General features: G+C 59.3%; 11 protein-coding genes. All 11 read right to left on the bottom strand.

The features are described from left to right. Window positions 1-50 precede the first annotated feature (50 nt). Window positions 51-1,397, bottom strand: coding sequence for an extracellular solute-binding protein (locus ACFQZG_RS06565; RefSeq protein ID WP_378150759.1), 1,347 nt, complete (start codon window positions 1,395-1,397; stop codon window positions 51-53). An 872-nt stretch (window positions 1,398-2,269) separates the two neighbouring features. After that, window positions 2,270-3,877 carry an extracellular solute-binding protein gene (locus ACFQZG_RS06560; RefSeq protein WP_378150758.1) on the bottom strand — a complete coding sequence of 536 codons (1,608 nt, stop codon included), beginning with the start codon at window positions 3,875-3,877 and terminating at the stop codon, window positions 2,270-2,272. An 81-nt stretch (window positions 3,878-3,958) separates the two neighbouring features. Beyond that, window positions 3,959-4,837, bottom strand: a complete 879-nt coding sequence (locus ACFQZG_RS06555) for a carbohydrate ABC transporter permease (RefSeq protein WP_378150757.1) — start codon at window positions 4,835-4,837, stop codon at window positions 3,959-3,961. A gap of 30 nt (window positions 4,838-4,867) precedes the next feature. Continuing rightward, on the bottom strand, window positions 4,868-5,806 hold the full coding sequence (locus ACFQZG_RS06550) for an ABC transporter permease (protein ID WP_378150756.1): 939 nt from the start codon (window positions 5,804-5,806) through the stop codon (window positions 4,868-4,870). A 260-nt stretch (window positions 5,807-6,066) separates the two neighbouring features. Continuing rightward, complete coding sequence (locus ACFQZG_RS06545) at window positions 6,067-8,397, bottom strand: helix-turn-helix domain-containing protein (protein WP_378150755.1); 2,331 nt, start codon at window positions 8,395-8,397, stop codon at window positions 6,067-6,069. Between the two features lie 43 nt (window positions 8,398-8,440). After that, window positions 8,441-9,313, bottom strand: coding sequence for a phytanoyl-CoA dioxygenase family protein (locus ACFQZG_RS06540; protein ID WP_378150754.1), 873 nt, complete (start codon window positions 9,311-9,313; stop codon window positions 8,441-8,443). A gap of 55 nt (window positions 9,314-9,368) precedes the next feature. After that, window positions 9,369-10,766: an ABC transporter substrate-binding protein gene (locus ACFQZG_RS06535; RefSeq protein ID WP_378150753.1), complete on the bottom strand. Its 1,398-nt coding sequence runs from the start codon at window positions 10,764-10,766 to the stop codon at window positions 9,369-9,371. 11 nt (window positions 10,767-10,777) lie between these two features. Further along, window positions 10,778-12,745 carry a DUF5010 domain-containing protein gene (locus tag ACFQZG_RS06530; RefSeq protein WP_378150752.1) on the bottom strand — a complete coding sequence of 656 codons (1,968 nt, stop codon included), beginning with the start codon at window positions 12,743-12,745 and terminating at the stop codon, window positions 10,778-10,780. A gap of 37 nt (window positions 12,746-12,782) precedes the next feature. Beyond that, complete coding sequence (locus ACFQZG_RS06525) at window positions 12,783-15,983, bottom strand: glycosyl hydrolase family 95 catalytic domain-containing protein (protein ID WP_378150751.1); 3,201 nt, start codon at window positions 15,981-15,983, stop codon at window positions 12,783-12,785. Window positions 15,984-16,198: 215 nt separating this feature from the next. Beyond that, window positions 16,199-19,315, bottom strand: coding sequence for a galactose-binding domain-containing protein (locus ACFQZG_RS06520; protein WP_378150750.1), 3,117 nt, complete (start codon window positions 19,313-19,315; stop codon window positions 16,199-16,201). 874 nt (window positions 19,316-20,189) lie between these two features. Beyond that, window positions 20,190-21,299, bottom strand: a complete 1,110-nt coding sequence (locus ACFQZG_RS06515; protein WP_378150749.1) for a GntR family transcriptional regulator — start codon at window positions 21,297-21,299, stop codon at window positions 20,190-20,192. Window positions 21,300-21,412 lie beyond the last annotated feature (113 nt).

The raw sequence follows: 21,412 nt of genomic DNA, 5'->3' as shown, positions 1-21,412 counted from the left end.
CAGAGGAAGCTTAACCCCTCCTCTGCCCTCTTGGCCGATGACGCGCTTGCTTATTTGGCTGCGACGATTTCCTTGATCTTGCCTTCCAGCTCCGCGACGCCTTCGTCCACGGACTTGCCGCCGACGACGACTTTGGTGACCGCGTCGTATACGGCCGCGTCGATTTCCTTGTAGAACAGCGTTTTCGGTTGCGATTGTCTAGCGAACTTGATCTGATCCATGAAGATCTTGTAGGCAGGGTCGGTAGCGAACTTGGACACCGCGAGCGATGCGTTGTTCGCCGGAACGTCGCTCATCGTGCGAGCGTTGAAGTCGACGGAGGTAAGCAATTGCGCCAGCTTGATCGCTTGCTCCGGATGCTTGCTGCCCGCCGCGACGCCGATGCCGAAGCCGCCGCCGAAGGAGCCGTCCGGCGCGCCTTCGTTCATCTTCGGAACGAGGGACTGGCCGATCCATGCCGCGCCCTTGATGTCCGCGTTCTGGTCCGTCACCCAAGTGCCGCCGATGACCATCGCGACCTTCTGTTGCGCGAACAGCGTGCCGACCTTCAAATGGTCGAGCGTCGCGTAATCCGATTCGTACGCCGGCTTCATGTCCGCCAGCAATTGCAGGTAACCTTTGAACGCGTCCGTGTTCACCGTCGGCGTAATCGCGCCGGCGCCGTCCACGCTGATGATGTTGCTATCGGATGCGGTGAACAAGCTTTGCGCCGGGAATTCCTTGAGTCCGAGGTCCATGCCGTAGCCGGCGGCGTCGGTCTTCTCTTCGATCTGCAGCGCGTAGGCTTTGAGCTCGTCCCACGTCTTCGGCGGCTTGGTCGGATCGAGTCCGGCTTGCGTGAACAGGTCCTTGTTGTACCAGAGAACGCGAGCGTCCGTCGTGTAAGGGAGCGCCATGTTCTTGCCGTTCCACTTGTACATCGAGAGAATGCCCGGGAAGTAATCGCCGAACGCGGCAGCGTCCATCTTCGAGCCGAGGTCGAGCAGGTAGCCGGAGTTCGCGAACGTCGGGAAGTCCGGGTTGTTGACGATGAACACGTCCGGCGCGTTGCCGGAAGCGAACATGACTTTGTATTTCGTCTCCCAAGTGCCCCATGGGTCGCTCTGGAACTCGACCGTGTAGCCGGGGTTGTCGCTCTCGAACTTCGCTTTCAGTTCCTCGAACACCGGAGCGTAGGCCGGATCGGCCGTCCATTCCGAGAAGCCGTAGTAGACGAGCGTCTCCGTCTTGCCGGAAGCCTTGGAAGCCTCTGGCGTCGCGCTTGCGGAGGAGGATGCGTCATTGCTTGGCGATGCGTTGCCGCCGGTATTGTCGTTACCGTTGTTGCCGCCGCATGCCGCCAGGACGAGCGAGGTAGTCAATAGAACGAGTGCGAGCTTGCCGATGCTGTTCTTCATGGTCTGCTATCCCCTTTGTAGATTGTTTATATTGTAGCACGCCGTCCGACGTCGAGAACGACAGCGCTTACAATCGGGTAAAAAGAGATCGTCTCTTCGGCGCGCTTCCTCTGGCTGTCCGTTATTGTCACCGTTGCACGCCTTATCGCAATTCTGTATCACTAATTTAATACAGTTTAGCTAAACTGTGTTACTTTTACAATGCAATCTTATGATATTCGATTATCTGTGTCAACAATAATTTAAATGTATTAATAATAATAATACAGATAATACAGATTTGACAATCGAACGCAACTATTATCGCCCTAAAATCCGACGGTACGCCGCAATCAAGACATATTTAGCGGAATCACGTTCCGCTATTTGCGCCTCGCGCGTGCGACCGGCCACGTTTAGCGGAATCACGTTCCGCTATTTGCGCCTCGCGCGTGCGACCGGCCACGTTTAGCGGAACCACGTTCCACTACTGCGCCTCGCGCGTGCGACCGGCCACGTTTAGCGGAACCACGTTCCGATATTGCGCCTCGCGCATGCGACCAGCCACGTTTAGCGGAACCACGTTCCGCTATTGCGCCTCGCGCATGCGACCGGCCACGTTTAGCGGAACCAAGTTCCGCTATTGCGCCTCGCGCGTGCGACCGGCCACGTTTAGCGGAACCACGTTCCGCTATTGCGCCTCGCGCGTGCGACCGGCCACGTATAGCGGAACCACGTTCCGCTATTGCGCCTCGCGCGTGCGACCGGCCACGTATAGCGGAACCACGTTCCGCTATACGTGGCGCACCCATGCGACCCGCAACCGAGCCTAAACCGCCGACAACACGCCAAAGAGGCGCAAGGACCGAGTCCTTGCGCCTCCGCGAATGCCGTTAATTTTTCAAAAACGCGTCCACCTGACGTTGCTTCTCCTCGATGATCTTATCCACGCCCGCCTTCTTGAGCTTGGAGAGGAACTCGTCGTAACGGTCCAACAATTGCGCTTCCGAACCTGAGCCGCTCTCCAGCACTTTGCGGTACTCGGTGACGACGGCGTTCACCTTGGAAATCTCGGACTTCACCGAATCCGGATTGAATTCGAAGCCCGCGATGACGGACTTAACGAAGTTGTTCGGATCGGTCAGGAAGGCGATCGATTGTTTGTCCGTCGGCGTCGCCGTCGCCGGAATGCGCGCGTTCTTCCACGGCGTGACCATCCACCATTCGTTCTGGAACACTTTCGTGCGGTCGAGGCCGTCCGGGTACTTGAACTGGTCGTCTCCGACGGCGATGAAGTCCTGACCCTCGATGCCGTACAAATACGTATCCCGAATGTCCTTATCGGCATAGATCAGGTTGAGCAGCATGAGCACTCGCTCCGGATTTTTCGTCGACGGCGACAACACGGTGAAGTTGCCCGCCTTGAACGAGCTGACCATCTTCGTCCCTTGCTCCATGAACACTTGCTCGAAGCGCGCGCCCGGCTCGATTTGGGAGATGACCGCCGTGCGGTCCCCGAGATTGCCCTCGGTAGGGTTGCCGATGCCGCCGATCGTCTTCGCGTCCGAGTTCGCTTCCGTGGTGACCGTCGATTTGCTGTTCAACGAGTCCTTGTCGATCAACCCTCCGTTAAAACCTTTATTCGCGTAGAGCAGCACGTTCTTGTATTCCTCGGTCTCGAACTGGTTAACGACCTTCGGTTCGTTGTTCAGCAGCATGCCCGGGGAGTTGAAGTCGTTGCTCGGAATATATTCCCGCTGCTTGCCGAGGAACGCCAACGCCTGATAGTTGCCTTGGAATTCCCCGTTCAACCGTCCGATGCGGGTCGGTTCTTCCGCGACGACCTTGAACGCGAAGTTCTGCACATCTTCCTTCGTCTTGAACATGTCGGACGTATAACCGTATTTGTCCGCGATATCGGCCCGATAGATGTAAGCCATCGGATATTCGAGCGGACCTGGAACGGGAATGCCGTAGATTTTGCCGTTGTAACGGTTCGTATCGACGTACTGCGCGCTTAGGCCGTTATACAGATCCGGCGCGTATTTCTCGAACAGATCGGTAATGTCCATCGCGCCGCCCTTGGAGAGCACCTGCGCGTAATTTTGCCACCAGCCGTCGTAGAAGAAGTCGAAGTTCTCGCCCGCGGCCAGCTTCACGAGGATCTGGTCCTTGTAGCTGTCCCACGGGATGTATTGGATGTCGAGCGTCGCTTGGATTCGATCCGTGAGCTTGTCGTTGAGCGCCTTCATGACTTCGTCGTAATGCTGCGGCTTGTCGCCGGGCAGGAGCACCTTCAGGCTGACTTGCTCCAGCTTCTCCGCCGCCGGGGACGGAGACGGTTCGTCTTTCGGGGTGTCGCCGGATTTCGTCGGGGCCGGCGTCGGCGTCGCGGTCGGCGAGGCGTTCTCTTGGTCGTTGCCGTTATTGCCCGAGCAGGCGGCCAATACGAGAATGATTGCGAGCGATAGCCATGCTGCCTTGAAGAAACGTGTCTTCATCGGTTCATAACCTCCCATGGTTTATATGCTATACCGAGTGACGGTCTATAGCCAAGCATTATCGCGAGCGGCGATACGGCGTCAGCCCTTGACGCTGCCGATCGTCAGTCCCTTGACAAAGTACTTCTGGATGTACGGATACACGAGGAAGATCGGGCCGATCGAGATGATCGTCGTCGCCATTTGCACGCCGTTCGACGGCACCTGGACGAATTTCGAGGTGTCTACTTGGCTGGAGATGAACGTGAGGTTCGAGATCATTTTCTTGAGCAGCAGTTGCACGGGCATCAGCTTGTCGGATTCGATGAAGTTGAGCGACAGCCACCAATCGTTCCAATACGAGAGCGCATAGAACAACCCGATCGTCGCGAGTCCCGGCGTCGACAGCGGGACGACGATATTCCAGAACGTCTTGTACTGGCTCGCTCCGTCGATGCGCGCGGATTCGGTGATCTCCCGCGGGATCGTATCGAAGAAGCTTTTGAGCACGAACATGTTGAACGGATTCACGAGATAAGGGACGATCAGCACCCATAGCGTGTCTTTCAAGTGCAAATACTTCGTGATCAGGATGTACCACGGAACGAGTCCGCCGCTGAACAGCATCGTGACGAGCACGTAACCCAGAATGACGCCGCGGAATTTCATCTCGCGTTGCGCCAGCGGATAAGCAAGGAAGCTCGTTACGAGTAGCGCCGCCAGCGTCCCGAGCACCGTCACGGTCGCGCTGACGGCGAACGATCTCATGACCGAGTTGAGGGCGAATACGGTCTCGTACGAATACAGCGTGAATTCCTTCGGGATGAGCGCGTAACCGACGTCCCGGAGGCGGGTTTCCGATTCGAACGAGCTGCCAAGCACGATCAGGAACGGCACGAGGCAGACGATGCCGAGAAGAACGAAGAGAACGTAATTGCAAGCGTTGAACGCCCGGTAACCGAGCGATTTATGTTCGACCATGCCGCCGCTCCTTTCTGAGCTGGTAAGCGATTAATAGAGAACGCCCTTGTCGTCGTCGCTTAGCTTCTTGGAGATCCAGTTCGCCGCGATGACCATGACGAACCCCATGAACGATTGGTACAAGCCGACCGCCGCGGTCATGCCGAAGTCTCCGAACGTCCGCATCGAACGGAACACGTACGTATCGATGACGTCGGTCGTCGGATAGAGCTGGCCGTTATCGCCGACGAGCGCGTAGATCATTCCGAAGTCCCCGTAGAAAATCCGCCCGACCGCCAAGATCATCAGGATCAGGATCGTCGGCCGAAGCTGCGGCAGCAAGATGCGGACGATCTGTTGGAACCGGCTAGCCCCGTCGATGCGGGCGGCTTCGTAATACTCCGGGTTGATGCCCGTAATGGCCGCCAAGTAGATAACGAGCCCGTACCCGGTCGACTTCCACAAGTACACGACGACGAGAATCGCCGGCCACATGCCCGGCGAATTCATGAAGTCGACCGAGGAGAGGCCCATCTCCGTCAGCACGCTATTGATGATCCCCCGCTCGGACGACAGGAACGTTCCGAGGAATAGCGAGACGACGATCCACGAGATGAAGTACGGGAAGAAGATGAACGTCTGGAAGACGCGGGCGCTCGTCTTGCTGCGAATCTCGTTCAGCAGAATAGCGGCGACGACGGCCGCGAGCGTGCCGAACGCGATGAACAGCGCGTTCAGGAACAGCGTGTTGTACGTAATCCGGTACAGATCGGGCGACGTGAAGAAGAACTCGAAGTTATCGAAGCCCGCCCAAGGGCTTCCCAGGATGCCGTCCCTGAAGTTGTAATTCTTGAACGCGATGACGACTCCGAACATGGGCAAGTAGCTGAAGACGAAGAAGAATAGAATGCCGGGCAGCGCCATGAGATATAATGCGCCGTTGCCCGATCTTGCCCGCTTGCCCCGGAGTCGCCGAATGGCTGCGTACATCGGGTGACCTCCTCTGCCTGATGGCTCGTTGCACCCTCATATTGGGCCATGCGATGCGGCTAAGACTAGTTCAAAATCCGCTTTTCTCTCAGAAATCGCGACATTGAGCCGTTATTACAGTCCGAATCAAGCTTCTGAGTCCTGCAACGGCCCGACAGACCGTCACAGCGGCGGATTGGCGGTGACATAACAAAAAGAGCCCGGCATAATCGCCGAGCCCTCCGAACGTCGAGCATGAATCTCACTCTCGCACCTTGCCTCTATTCCGCCCCGCCCTGCTGCTTCCGGTACGCGTTCGGCGTCATGCCGAACTCCTTCTTGAACACGAAGTAGAAATAATTGCTGGAGCTGAAGCCCGCCATCGCGGCGATATCGTTGATCAAGGCGTCCGACTTCTCGATCAGCTCCTTCGAGCGTTGCAGCCGCTTGCGGTTAATGTACTCGTGAACGGAGTACCCGGTATTCTCGTTGAACAGCTTGTTCAGATAGCTGACCGAATACTTGAGATGTTCCGCCACGTCGTTCACCGAGAACTCGACCCGCGAGAAGTTGGCGTCGATGAACTGAACGCCTCTCTCGATCGTACCCGCCGCCTTGGCGTTCTTGCTCTCTTCCTTATCCTCGACGAAACTGAGCAACAGGCTTACGAGCTGATCGCCCGCCTCCTCGGCGGTCTCTGAGTAAGTCAGCATGCCCAGAATCTCGTCTTCGTTCCAAGCCTGCGGCGAAGCGTTCCTCGCGGACGTCGCCTGCATCGCCTTCGCCGCGTTCCAAGCCGTTCGCGCAAGGACGACGTAAGGCTCCCGCGAAGGGCATCGCTTCAGCGCGAGCAGCAAGGCGTCCACCGCCTCTTTGACTTTGTGCGATCGGCCCAGCCGCAGCTCGTCGAGTATCGCCTTGCCCTTGTCGTAGGACGCTTCCTCCGGTTGGCTGAACAGCCGGTCATGGACGTGAACGGAGCCGGGACCAGCGAACAACCGGTAATGCGAAGCCGACAGCGCGCCCGCGTAAGAGAAGTCGGCCTCGTACAGCGATTCCACGGGATCGCCGATGCCGATCGTGACGCTCAGCTTCAAGTAGGTGCCGATGTTGCGCTGCCACGCATGAACGAGCGCGATCAGCTCCTCTTCCGCCGATACGGAAGCATCGATGAGGACCGCCACCTGGTCCGTCCCGATCTCCACGGCGATCGGGCGGCACTCCCCGGCGAACGTCTCTTCGGCGATATTGCGCATCGCGTAACGGAACAGATAACGGCTCTCCCGGTCGTACGCGTTCTCGAAAGCCCGCAGCCCGTCGATCCGGCACAGCACGACGCGTACGCGTTCGGCCGCGCCCAGCGCGACGCGATGCTCCTTCACCCACTGGTTCAGCGCGGCGCGGCTGTCTTCGTGCCCGAGCAGCAGACTGCGTACGAATTGGTCCCGCAGCAGCTGCTGCGTCCGCGAGGAGACGATGCCCAGCGACTCGTTGTCCTTGATCACCTTGGCGAACACGCGCGAGATCGTCGCCAGATCGCCGTCCTTCGCGGCATCCGGCGCGCCCCTCAGCTGTTTGTTCGCGAATTGGGCGAGCGAGCGAATCGGGACGTATAGCCGCCTGGAGAGCAGCACCGATACGAGCAAGCTTAGCGCGATGAGAATGCCGCTGACGATCAAGGTCAGCTCGCGAATCCGGATGAGGCTGCCGAACAGCTTCGTGTACGGATAGACGCTCACGTAAGTGAAGCCCGTGCTTGCCACGTTCGTTCGTTGGTACGACAGCACGTACTTCTCCCCGTCGATGTTCTCGATGAACGTCCCCCGCGGCGAGTCCGACCCGGCGATGGCTTCTCGGTATTTGAACTTTCCCCGCTCATTCGCCAGCGACGGCATGTTGCCGGACGTCACGAACGATCCGTCGTCTTGCAGAATGAACAGCTTGTTGATCGGGTCGCTCGACAGCTCGGCCAGCATATTCTGCAGTTGATCGTCGTCGATGTTGATGATCATGGCCCCTTCGATATAGTCCGCCCGCGAAGACGGCTCCGTCAGCACGAGCGACAACGTCGGCGAGCCCGCCGGCTTGGTCGGCATCGCATGGCGCAACAGGAACGGAATCGTCGGGGAATTGTAATGGAAGTCGCGAACGATATCGGTCATTTCCTTATCCGGAAATTGATCGATGCGCTTGTTCGAATACGACGTGGAGACGACGACGTCCAATTGCGTGTTATACAAGTAGATCGAATGCACGATCGGATTGGATTGAATGAAGCGGTTAAGCCGGTTCGAGAGCCTGAACTGGTTGAACACGTCCATCTCGTCCCCGGAGAACATCGCGGCATAGATCGTATCGTCGTAATACAGATCGAGCCCGCCCTTGATCGTGGACGTGTACAAGTAATTGGACACGTTCTGCGTCTGGGCGAGCAGCTTGTGAGACAGCCGGTCGAGCTCTTCCTTCATGATTCTGTCGGACTGCCAATAATACAGGCCGAAGACGATGACGACGTTCAGGACGTTGAGCACGATGAACGATAGCAGCAGCTTCAAGTACGTGCTTCTCTTGAACGACAATGATGCGTCTCTCAGCAACTTCAACGGTTTCATCGATGCCCTCCTCTCCGTCGTCACCGCTCCGGTTAAGCCGATCTTACCAACGGTCTAATCCTAACAATTTGCGTCCGAGCGCCGTCAGCTGCGCATGCTTCCCCTGGCTGCTATTCCGTTCCCAGCCTCTGGGGTCGTTAGGCAAGAAGGTCGACTCGTAACGTTCGAACGCCCGAACGCGGGCTTCCGTCTCTTGCGGGTCGTCTTGATTCGCCGGAGACATGAGAATATACTGCGCGAACCGGATGTCGCCCGACAGGTTCTCCCCGTTGCCGTGGGGCAGCAAGGCGTCCCAGATGAGCAGGTCGCCCGCTTCTCCCGGAATCGGCGTAATCTCGTAACCGTCCAAGTTCGGAATCGTAGGATCGCGATCCGCGGGTTGGCGGGCGATATATCCCTCTAAGTCTCCGTAAATTTCGGGCACGCACTGGAATCCCCCTTGATTGGCGGCGGTATCCGCAAGATACAGCACGCCTTGAAGGCCGCTCTCGCCGACCCGCAGCGGGAACTTCAGATTCGACGTATCCCTGTCCCAGTGGATGAAGCTTTGGTTCAGCCGAGGATGGCTGTCCCGCTTCGGCAGCTTCATGTTCACCCGGTCGAGCGACACCCACAGCTTCTCTTCGCCGAGCAGCTCCTTGAACGCCTCGTACACTTTGGGCGACATCCGATTGTCCCACAGCGTCTGGTCGTGGAAGAAGGGGAGCATGCCCCGCTCCTGGTCCTCGAAGTAATCGTCCGCGCCCGCGGGCGGCGTATACCACCCTTCGCGGTCGTCCGGGCTCTTGCCGACGAATTCGAAGATGCGCTTGACCGTCCTCTCGCACTGTTCCCTCGGGACGGCGTTCTTCACGAGCACGTAACCGTTGCGGTTGAAAAATTCCAAATAAGAGCCTGGTTTGACTTCTGCCTGCATTTCCATATCCTCCCTTTGAACGATAACATACTCGCATTTCTCTGGAAAGCGCTTCCTACGGATTCAAAGCCGCGCGTACTTCGAGCGTTCGCTTATTCCACTGTTCCGTCGCGGAGATCATTTCGCTAACGTCGCCGTCCTCGAAAATGATTTTGTTGCCGAGCCCGTTCCACTGGTATTCGCCGTAAGCCGGAATCATGTAGCCCATCTCGGGAATGCCGTTGTCGCGGGAAATCTTGACCGCTCCCGTGTTCTTGCCCTTCCACAACGGAATTTGGTCGGTGTAGGCATCGAGCTCGGAATCGATGATCGCCGCGTTGTTGCCCTGCTCCATCTTCCACTTCTGGATTTCCTTCGAGAACTGGAAGCTAATGTACAGGAACGCCTCTTCCTTGTGCTTCGAGCCCGCGAGCAGCGTCATCGGGCCGTAGATGCTGTAGCCCGGCTGGCCGCTCTTGCCGCGCGGGAACGGGAGGATATCCCAGTCGAACTGCGCGTTCTTCCATAACTCCGGAATGTTCCAGCTGCCGCCGATCGCGAACCCCGTCTTGCCTTTCAGGAAACTCGCGACGACGTCCCCCTGCGCCTTCGAATCCTCGTAGGACAGCATCGAGCCGTCCGCCGTGACGAAGGACTTCAGCCAGCGGAATTCGTCCATGACGCCCGGGGTGCCCATTAGGCTCTGGGTCAAATCTTCGTTCATGTACTGCAAATACGAAGCGTGCCCGTCCGCGATCGCCTTCGTGCTTAGCAATCGCATTTGCCATTCCGGCATCGTCGTCATGCCGTATTCGCCCGCGTCCGGATCCGTTAACGTCTTGGCGAGGTCGCGAAGGTCGTCGTACGTCCAATCGTTGGCCGGCATATCGACGCCGTGCTTGTTCAGCAAATCCTTGTTGACGAGAATCCACATCGGCACGTCCACGAACGGAATCGCCACCCGTTTGCCGTTCACCTTATACAGATCGAGCAGTCCCGGCTTGATCGTCACGCCTTGCATCGTCGGGTCCTTGTCGATGTAGGGCGTCAGATCCTCCACGATCCCGTTCTGTTCGAAGGCGAACAGGTCCTGATCGACCCACGTCAGATCGGCAGGCGTTCCGGCCGCCTCCAGCGCCGCCACGACTTCGAGAATCGGCTTGCCGTCCACGGGGATGTTCTCGATCGTGATCCACGGATATTTCTCGTGGAATTTCTGGTAGAGCGGCACGTAATCGTCTCCCGCCCAGCTGACGATCTTCAGATTGACGGGCTCATGCTCCTCCGTTGCCGATGCCGTCGAGACATCGGACGCGGTCGCGGACGGGCTTGCTTCGGCCGAGGGAGTAACGCTCCCGCTAGAGGAATCGGTCGAGTTATTCGAGTTATCCTTCGAACAGGCGGACAACGATAGCGTTGCCGCGATGATTGCGCATAAGAGCCATACTCGCGTCTTCCTAGGGCTTCGGTTCACTTCTTATCCTCCTAATTGGTCCAATAGTTCAGATTGATGCCGCCGTCGAGAATTTCCAGCCGCACCGTATGGTACGTGCCGCTCGCGAACGTGAACGTGCCCGCGTTGATCGTCTGGTAGACTTGCCAATCGCCGGTGTTCGGCACGGTCGCCGTCGCGCCGGCGACGCCGTCGACGACGAAGCGGATCCGCTTGCCGCTTAGCGGTGAAGCGACGCGCGCCTTCATCGTCACCGTGCCTTGGAGAGGCACTTCCTTCCACTCCAGCCACTCGCCGGCCGCCGTATGGCCGACGTCCCACCCGCCGCCCGCGTCCGGCGTCGTCTCGACGTCCATCCCGCCGTCGCGGTATAAGCCGGTCTGGCTGCCGCTCGTCGTATCGGAGTAAGCGTCCGCGCTCTCGGCTTCGATACGAAGCTGCGTCGGGAACGGGTTGTTCGAGAAGCGGCGCAGAATGTTGATCATCTGGTTCGGGTAATCGTACTTCGTCGTCGCGTAAGCGCCCTCTCTGCCGCGCCACGTCGCCGCGTTCTCTTCCCAGTCGGAGAAGCCTTCGACCAAGGTAACGAGGCTGGTAGGCACGGTCGCGGCCAGGTTATCGATCAGCGTCTGGCCGTGGTTCGGGTCGATGTTCATGTTCGTCGATCCGACGACGAAGCGGAACGACGGCACGGCGACGCCGAAGTTTTTACCATTGAACGTGTTGACGGTACGGCCGCCCGGAACGGGGAACCAGCCGTGAACGCCGTCGACCGCGGTAGCGACGGTCGGATCTTCGCTGATCCAGCTCTGATCGACGATGAAGTACGGATTGACGCCGAACTCCGCCTGGGCGCGCCCGCGGACATACTCGATCATTTTCTTCAAGTTGCCGTTGCCTTGGTTCGTGAACGCGAAGTCTCCCATCGCCCACTCGTAGATGACCGGCCGGCCGTCGATCTTGAAGCGCAGGTTGTCGGGAACGGCCTGGAAGAAGGCGCGCAGGTTGTTGTCCCAGATGTACTTGTAGCCGCCTTCGCCCGTCCCGTTGACGTCCCCGACGTCGAACGGCGGGTTGTAGCCGCCCGTGCCGTGCTTGAACGCGTTCTTCTTGTCGGTCATCGAAGCCGGCGTGTCGTCCAGCGCGCTGATCTTCAGCCGGTCTCCGACGCCTCTGCGGTTGATCGCTGCGACGAGGCCGCTCAGCTTGCGCGTATCGCCTCCGCTGTTGGCGCTGAGCGGCGGATCGAGATAGCCCCGGATCGTGGGCGCGACGAAGTCGACGCCGGACGTAACGAGCTCCTCGACGTAGTTGTCCCAGAACTTCGCTTCGTCCGTCGTGCTCTTATACATCGGCAGGTTGAAAATCTGGTTGCCCTGGTTGACGTAAGGGCCGCCGGTCAACGTCTCGTGCGATAAGCCGAACGTGACGCCGAGATAGTGCGGGCCTTGCGGCTGCGGCGTGGAGACGACGACTTTCTCGAACAGCTCCCACGGGCCGGCGCTCGCCCGGTCGGCGGTCAGCGGCAGCGTCGGAGTTACGTCCGCGGCGACGTACAGGTTGTTCGCGCTCGACCGAAGACGGACGTTGTTCCCCCCGGCGTCGATGATCTGGAACTTCTCGTTCGCGCCGATCGTCGTCGCGCTCGCGATCAGCACGTTGTCCGTGCGTTTGGTCACGTATTTATTGTTGGCGTTCGATTGAAGCGCGTACAAGCCGCCTCCGGCGTCTCTCACGATGAACTGCTCCCATACGCCCGCCGTCGCCCGGTTCGCGAGCAGCGGATCCGCCCCGGCGTTCTCCGCGCACACGAAGTTGTTGTTGGACAGCGCCTTGAGCGCGATCGTCTCCCCGACGACAGGGAGCGCGGCGGTCGCGTTGCCCGGTCCGTTCAACAGCAGAGCGGGTAAGGCAAGCAGCAGCGCGAGCGCCAGCAATATCGCCTTGCGGCCGAGCAAGCTTCCCTTACGCGCGGTCACCGTTCCATGCATCGTTCCCATCGGTATCTTCCTCCTTCGATTGGGTCATGCGGTTGCGTCATACGAGTTGGAACTTCTCCCACTGGCCGATCGAAGCGCGGTTCGCGACGAGCGGGCTCGCTCCCGCGTTGTCGGCGCAGACGTACTGGTCGTTCAGCGCCGATTGCAGCGATATCGTGCCGTCCGTATTCGCGATCCAGCGGAACTTCTCCGCGCTTCCGATCGAGGAGGCGCTCGCGATCAGGTTGCCCGCGCCGCCTCCCGGCGCGCTTACGTAGTTATTGTTGGCGACCGCGCGCAGCGCGATCGTGCCCCCGCCCGCGTCGACGACGACGAACTGCTCCCACGGCCCGACCGCCGTCCGGTTGGCGATGAGCGGGTTCGCTCCCGCGTTGTCCGCGCAGACGATCTGGTTGTTCGCCATCGCCCGCAGCGCGATCGTCTGGCCGACTGGCGCGCCCGTGCCGCCTCCCGTCGTTGCGTATATCTTGAACGCGTCGATCGCGGCCACCTGCGCGTTCTTGCTGACGATCTTGATCGTATGACTGCCGTTAGCGAGTCCCGTCTTACTGAAGAGAACCTGCTGTACTTGACGGCCGCCTCCGACGTTCAAGTTGACGTTCGCCTGGAAGACGTTGTCGATGTACAAGTCGACGTTGCCCATGTCGCTATGCCGCTCGCCGATATAATCGATACCCGTGCCCGTGAACGCGAATTCGGCCGTCGCTCCGCTCGTCGTCGCATAGTGAATGTCGTCGTTGTAGTCGCCGAGCCCGCGATTGTCGCTGTTGAACCATCCCGAGCCATAGTTGAAGCCCGAGGACGCGTCGTCGTTCACCGTCGTCGTCCCGGAAGGCGGCTGCCCGCCGCTCGCCGAGCCGAGCTTGGCGTTCGTGCCGCTTAGCGCCTTAACGCCTTGGTTCGCCGTGCCCGTCAGCTGGGAATACGTATAGCTGCCGAGCGGCTTCGCCGTCCGTTCGACGACGTACGTCGCGTTCGCCGCGGTCGCGAAGCCGAACTCCGCGTTCGACGTCGTCAGCACGATCGCGTTGTCCGAGGTCCTGCGGACCTGCACCTGCTGCGTTCCCCACGGATTGACGACGGTCGCCGCGTTGCCGTACAAGCTGCGGATACCGGCGTACTTGATCTCGCCCGCTTCCTTCTCCGAGCTGACGAGGAACCCGCCGCGCGCCAGCAGCGTGAACTTGGCGTTGAACGCGGTATCGTTCGGAAGCGCGGGGAAAATCCGAATCTTGTCGTTGTAGCTCTGCAGCAGCGATTCGTTGATCGCCGACAGATGGACGCCGAGATATTCGAATTCGCCGTTCGTATCGTTCGTCCGTCCGTTCGGAAGCGTCTGATACCGCTGCAGCATCGTCTTCATCCCGTCGTAAGCGGCGTTGCCGAGGCCGAGCCGCGCCGCCTGGATCGCGCCGGGATCCCAGATCGCGCCGTACGTGAAGATCCGGCTATTGAAGTTGTTGACGAGCTTCTGGTAATCCGGCGCCCCGATGCCGCTGACGTCGTAAGGCCAGAGCAGCTCGAGCACGACGTTCTCGCCGTTGCGGATTTGCGAAGCCGGCGGCGTATGCGGGAAGTACTTGTTCGGATCGGCCGGATCGAGCGGATACGGCGCGAGATTGTTCAGCACGTTCTGCCATTGGGTACGCAGCGTCGCGTCTACCCCGAGCGACTGGCTGACCTGGATCGCTTTCGGGAACAGGCTGCGCACCGCGGCGAGATCGGTGATCGCGTTCTGCACGTCCCAGTACGTCTCGTGCGCGTTGGACGAAGCCATGTAATATTGGCCCGTGCCGGCGTTGTAGCTTAGCTTGCCGACGTAGAACTTCGCCGCCTCCCGCATGAACGGGTACGCGACGTTGCTCAGGTAAGCCGCATCGTTCGTGTACTTGTACTGCGCGTACATGTTCAGCGCCGCTTCCGCGCCCGTCGACATCGTGTCGTTGACGAAGTCGCTGTTGATCGTGCCCCGCGCGTTGCCGTCCCAGCCCATCGTCTCCGGCACCCAGATACCGTCGATTCCGTAGCGCGTCATCGTGTACGACTTCAGCGCGTTGTAATTGCGGGCGTATAGGTTATTGAAATTATTCATCATGTCCGCATGGTTGGAAGCCAGGAACGAATTGTAAATGTCCCGCTGGTTCCAATACCAATACGCGTTGCTCCACTTGCTGCTGTCGTTGTCGTTCACGCCGCTGAAGACGCCGTTGATGAAGTGGAACGGGTAGTTGCCGTAGCCGCCGGCGGCGATCATGTACGTCGAGAGGTAATAAATATTCTCCATGTAATCCGCGTCGCCGGACGCGTTCGAATACTGCACGAACGACTTGCCCCAGAACGCGTGCCACCAATTCTTGTAATTGGCGAGCGTCGTCGCGTAGCCCGCGTTCTTGACGTTCGTAAGCAATGTCTTTGCTTGGTTGACCGAGTTGTTGCTTGGCGCGTTCAGCCGGCTCGTGTTGGCGATCCAGATCGTATAGCTGGACGACGGCGCGATGTTAAGCCGCACCTTGCGGGCATCGACCGTCTGCGTTGAGAAGCTCGCTCCCTCGACGGTGGCGGCCAGCGTATAGCCGAACTTGTTCGCGTCCGTCTGGCCGCGGCTGAGGCCGGCGACGGTCGGATCGGCGAACGTCGATACCGTCCGCCACGTATGGATGTCGGGGACGTCGCCTCCGCCGAAGCCGCTCACGTCCCACAGGCTTAAGTCGAGCGAGACGCCCGTCACGCCGGCGCGGCTATCCTCGACGTGAATACCGATCACTTCCGAATTCGGCTGACCCATAATCGTGATCGTCCGGTTGCCGTCGTACTTCGTCGTGACGGTGCCGTCGTACAGGTTCAACCGCTGCTGGTACGTCGTATAGCCGGCATCGAAACCGGGGTTCGCGTACAAGTTGACGAGCCCCTGCGACGCGAAACCCTGCTGCGAGGCGTCCACGCCCGACACCTGCATCGTCAAGCCGCCTGCCGTGTTCCATACTTGGGCGCCGACCTTGCCGTTGCCGACCGTCGCCCCGCTCTTCGGGTCCGTGACCGGCGCGTTGAATACGAGGTCGTGCTTCGACAGGTAGCCGGCGTAATCCACGTTCAGCGCGCCCGTCGACGCGTTGAACGAATGGCTCGTCGGACTTGCCGAAGCCGAGCCCCCGGCCGCCCCGATCGCGCCGATCGCCATGCCGGCCGCGAGCAGCAGCCGCAGCGCGGCGCCTTGCGGCCGCTTCCCATTGGTTTGCATTACGGATTCCTCCTTCGCGTTCGAATCGTTGCGAATCCTTTCTCCCCGGGGTTTCAGCGTAAGAGAGATACAAGCGTTTCTCAATTCAGAAAACGGGCGATAACTCAGAAAAACGCGATATTCTTGAAAAACGTACTTTTACCGGGATATCGGAGACGAAAAAACCGCCTTCGGACCTCATGATCCGAAGGCGGCGATATTCGTTCGTCCGCTCGTTATATCCGCTGGAACTTCTCCCAAGGACCGATCGAAGGACGATTCGCGATTAGCGGGCTCGCGCCCGATGCTTCCGCGCAGACGTACTGGCTATTTACCGCAGCTTGCAGCGAGAACGTGCCGTCGCTATTGTCGACCCAGAAGAACTTCTGACCGGCGCCGATCGTCGTCGCGCTCGCGATCAGATTCGCCGTCGACGATGCCGTCACGTACTTGCCGTTGGCGACCGCCTTCAGCGCGATCGACCCTCCGCCCGCGTCTTCCACGGCGAATTGCTCCCAAGGTCCCGCGGTCGCGCGATTCGCGATGAGCGGATCGGCGCCGGCGTTATCCGCGCAGACGATCTGGCCGTTAACCGTCGCGGCGAACGAGATCGTCTGGCCGATCGGTGCGCCCGGGCTTCCGCCGCCGGACCCTTGCGTGCCGTACACTTCGAAGTCGTAGATGCGGGCGTTGCTCCGGTCGCCCGGCACTTGGTAGTAAGTCGCGTTGTCTTGCACCGGCACCGTAATATATAGCCGGACATACCTCGCGCCGACGGAAGAGATGTTCCGGTCCGTGACGGCAACCGCGTTGTTGGTCACCGTATCGACGTCCGTCCACGTATTGCCGTCGTTGCTGCGCTGCAGCTTGAAGTTCTTCGTGTTGTACGTCGCCGACTCTCCGTTCGAGCTCGCGTGCTTGACGACCCAACGATTGATATTGTAATTCGCGCCGAGATCGACGCGCAGCCACTTGTCTCCCGGAACCGAGCTCGGCGGCTGCGACGTCCACTTCGTCGTCGCGATGCCGTCGACCGCCTGGTTCGCCGATTCGTTCGAGGCGATGACGTCGCTGGCCGTCGCCGGCTTGCTCAGCGCCAGGTTGCCGTTGGCCGGAGGCGTGCCGCCTCCGAGCGGCTCGTTCATCATCGTCAGGATGGACGCGTGAGTCGTCCCGTTCGGCGCGAGCAGCAGCGTCTCGTTCGCCGACGTCGTCAGCGTGATTTCCGCGCCGGACACCGTACCCGCGTCCGATCCGTTGCGGTATAGGCGCAAGGTCTGACCCGGCCACGGATTGACGAGCGTCGCGGTTTTGCCTTTTTCGCTGATGATTCTTACGTACCGGACCGCGTTATCCTTGCGCTCGCTCGAGACGAGGAACGCGCCGTTCGCCCGATGGTCGCCGTACTTCGCGTTCGTGTTCGCCGGCCAGTTCGGGAAGATGCGCAGCTTGTTCTGGAACGACTGCAGCATCATCTCCGACAGCGTCGCGGGCACGGTATTGAACGTCTCGATGCCGCCGCCCGACAGTCTCATGTGAAGGTTGTTGTAGCTGCGCGACGAGACATGGCTCGCGAGCTGCGATAGAATCGTCGCCGGGTCGTAGCCGACGCGGGCCGCGGCCGGATAGAACGTGTTCGAACCGTTGCCGTCGTCCCAGCGCGCCATCTGGCCGATCATGTTGCGCGCGGTCTGCAGCGTCGTCGCATCGTTGGATAGGCCGACCTGCCCGCCCGGATAAATATGCTGGATGCCGATAGAGTTGTCGCCGCTCCAATCACGCCCGACCTCGGTATAGCGATAGACGGTCTGGCCGTTGCGCGTGAACGTCGGGAACGGACTCATGTTGTTCAGGATGTTCTGCCACGTCGTCCGCTGCGTCGCGTCCTGGTTCAAGGCGACGCTGACGTCGATCGTCCCTTGCAGCAAGTAGCGGACGAGACCGAGCGACATGACTCCGTTCGTCTGCGGATACGCGTCGCCCTCGTGTTGTGCGTCGTTCACGATGTCGTAGCGAGAGCCGTCCCAGACGAGGTAATTCTGCCAGAAGAGAGTCGTCTGCTTCAGATAGTTGTACACGGCGTTCGCGTACGTCGTATCCTGCGTCAGGTAGTACCTCATGATCATGTTCGTCGCCGCGAACGCGGCATTCGTCTTCTGGTTGTGCAGCGCCTCGTCGCCGGAGCCGTTCGGGAGCGGCCCGATGCCGACCGGATAGTAGACGCCGCTGTAGCCGTTCGCCGATGCGAGCGCCTGCCCCTTCGGAATCCATTCGAGCACCGGCTTATCGTAGTTGTCGGCCAGTTCGGTATGATTGTTGGTCAACGTCCAGTAGAACGGCACTTCGTAGTTATAGTTCAAGTGGTAGTCGCCGCGCCAGTCGCCGTTGCGCGCCAGCCAGTTGCCCCAGAGGCCCGGCGCCAGCTCGCCTGCTCGAGAGGTGCTGCCCATCAAGTAGAGCGATGCGTAGTAAGAGCGCTCGATCGTCTTGTTCGGAATCTCTACGAACGACTTGCCGTAGTAATTCGTCCACCACGTCTGATGCGCGGCCTTCAGGTTGTCGACGTCTGTCTGCGTCTTGCCGCTGACGTTACCGATCGCCGCAGTCTGGTAGCTGCCATTGTCCTTGTTGCTGACGATGCTCGTTACGAGCGTATACGTACCGCCCGGCGTCATCGTGAAGTTCAACGCGCCGCCGCTGATCGTGCCCGTCGTCCCGATGACGCGGGTAGCGAGGCGGGCACGCACGGTGGCGACGCCGCCGATCGTATCTTCGTTGTCGGCGCGAACGTCCGTATACAGCACGTCGCCGGACGAGCCGGTGCTGCTAGGGAACGTATTCTGGTTGCCCCGCGCCATCGAGACGGACACGGCGCGGTTGCCGCTGCCCGTGTAGGTGAACTTCGTCATGAGCAGGTTCGTCTGCGTATCCGTCGCCTGCATCCAGCTCGTCGTTTTGACCATGTTGCCGGACAAAGTGAACGTGCCGTCCACTTGCGCGCTCGCGAGCTTCTGCTTGGCGAGGTAGCCGGCGCCGGCCATCGAAGGGACGGAGATGTTCAGCCGAGCCATCGACTTCACTTGCCGTTCCCCTTGCGACCAGAACTCGTTCTTGCCGAGTACCATGACCATCGCGTTGAGGTTGCCGACGATGGCGACCCCGACGTCTCCGTTGCCGAGCAACGGCGCGTCCGGCGTGTTGCCGTAGTCGCTGTTCGTTGGCGGCGTCGAGTACGTGCCCTGATATTGCGCGACGATTCGCTGGCCGTGCGCCGCCGTGACCGCATCCGCGCTCGCCTTGTTCGAACCGAATGGATTCGCGAAAATTCCGCTAAGCAATAATACGAATGACATGATCATCTCTCCCGTTACTCTAGCTGTTCGACTGTTTCCCTTGTTGTTCTTCCCTGGCATCTCGATTCCTCCTTTAAGATGTGTTGAAGCCTTTACCCCAAGTTGCCGCGTTTTCGCGTTGCTACGCCGCACGTTGCCCCCTGACTCCGGTCGCGCATCGCCCCCTTTGGAAATTAACATATAAAGCGCTTACAAGTTTATTGAAGAATGATCACCTCCTCGCCCATGTTACATGGCATCACTCAACATTCATCTGTATTATTTATTTTAATACAGTTTGCCAAAATCTGTATTGATTCAACAGATGAATCATACGATTTCAATCATTATGTGTCAATAATGTTAATTAAAATTGGTACAGTTAATACAAACAATATCATTTCTATATCCACCACAACCGTGGCGTACGCTCAGGTCAACGGTGATTTAGTGGTGTCCCATACCGCTAATTCGGCGAACCACCGGGACTGCGGCTAATTAGTGGTGTCCCATACCCCTACTGCGGCGAAGTACCGGTACTGCGGCTAATTAGTGGTGTCTCATACCGCTACTGCGGCGAACCACCTGGGCTGCGGTTGATTAGTGGTGTCTCATACCGCTACTGCGTTGAACCACCGGTACTGCGACTAATTAGTGGCGTCCCATACCGCTAATGCGGCGAAGCACCGGTACTGCGACTAATTAGTGGTGTCCCATACCGCTAATGCGGCGCACGCTCAGGTCAACGGCTAATTAGCGGTGTCTCATACCGCTACTCAGACGCATCACCGGGACTGCGGATAATTAGCGGTGCCTCATACCGCTACCGCAGCGCACCGGCTAGACAACGCAAAAAAGGCCGGCGCAATCGCCGGCCTTCCCAAACAAACTTCCCCTACCGCCCCTTCGGCGCGCCGATCGTGTTGCCCGGATTCAGCTCCGCCCGGCATATTTGCCCGAGCACCGACAGATGGTCTTTGCCTTCGATCAGGTTCATGAGCTGAATCGCGGCCGTCCGCCCCATGTCGTAGAACGGCTGGTTCACCCCGGTGACGTCCAGCTTCAGCTTGCGGTTCAAGTTCCACGCGTCGTACGTGACGAACGAGACGTCCTCCGGGAACCGGATGCCGAGCCCGTTCAGCGCGGCGATGGCGGCTTCCGCGATCTGGTCGTTCGCCGTGAAGACGGCCGTGCAACTGCGCGCTCCGATCGCCTCCGCGACGCGGGAGCTGTAGTCCGCGAACTCCTCCTCGAAGTCCTCGAACGCCGTCGGGATGAGGACGTCCAAGTCGTCGTCGAACGGAACGCCATAATCGAGGAACGCCTGCTTCACGCCGAGCAGACGCTCGTGGAACGTGCTCAGATTCGAGTTGCGGATGAACAGGATGCGCCGATGCCCCTTGTCGAGCAGCAGCTTGGTCAAGTTGTACGCGCCCGAGACGTTGTCGCTGGTCACGTATGGAATGTCGCTATGGTACATATGCCGGTCGAGGAAAATCACTTTGATGCCGTTGCTCTTCAGCAGTTCGTACAATCGCTCGTTGCGCTCCATGTGGCCCTTGTCGAAAATCGGGCTCAGAATAACCCCGTCTACCCGCTTGGCGACGGCTCCCTTGATGAGCGATTCGAGCTTGTCCAAGTTCCGGTCGTCGCTGTAGCTCAGCAGATGGAAGCCGTGCAAATGCAACACGTCCTCGATGCCTCGCAGCGCGGTCGCCCATAACGGGTTCTCGATGCCGACGACCGACGCCGCCACGAGTCCCGTGCGATTGTGCCCGAGCGGGGAAACGACCCCGTTCTCGATGAACGTGCCCCTGCGGTTATCTCGCTTCAGAAGCCCTTCCGCGCACAGCTCCTTGATCGCCTTCTCCACCGTGTTGACGCTCGATTTATATGACTCCGCGAAGTCGCGGCTCGAGGGCAGCTTCGTCTCCCTCAACCATTCGCCTTCCAGGATTCTGCGCTTGATGTCTTCCTTGATTCTCGTATACGGGTAGCTCGACATGTTATCCCTTACTTTCCCCTATGAATACCATGACTATATCGCATTGTATCAACTGTGTCAATTTAATCGATTGAATTAATACAGATTCACTAACCCATGACATTCGTCATATA

The sequence above is a fragment of the Cohnella sp. GCM10027633 genome (genome assembly GCF_042675445.1).
In the GTDB taxonomy this organism is placed as follows: domain Bacteria; phylum Bacillota; class Bacilli; order Paenibacillales; family Paenibacillaceae; genus Cohnella.
Note: the sequence above shows the minus strand (reverse complement) of the source record. Positions and strands in the feature narration are given on the sequence as shown.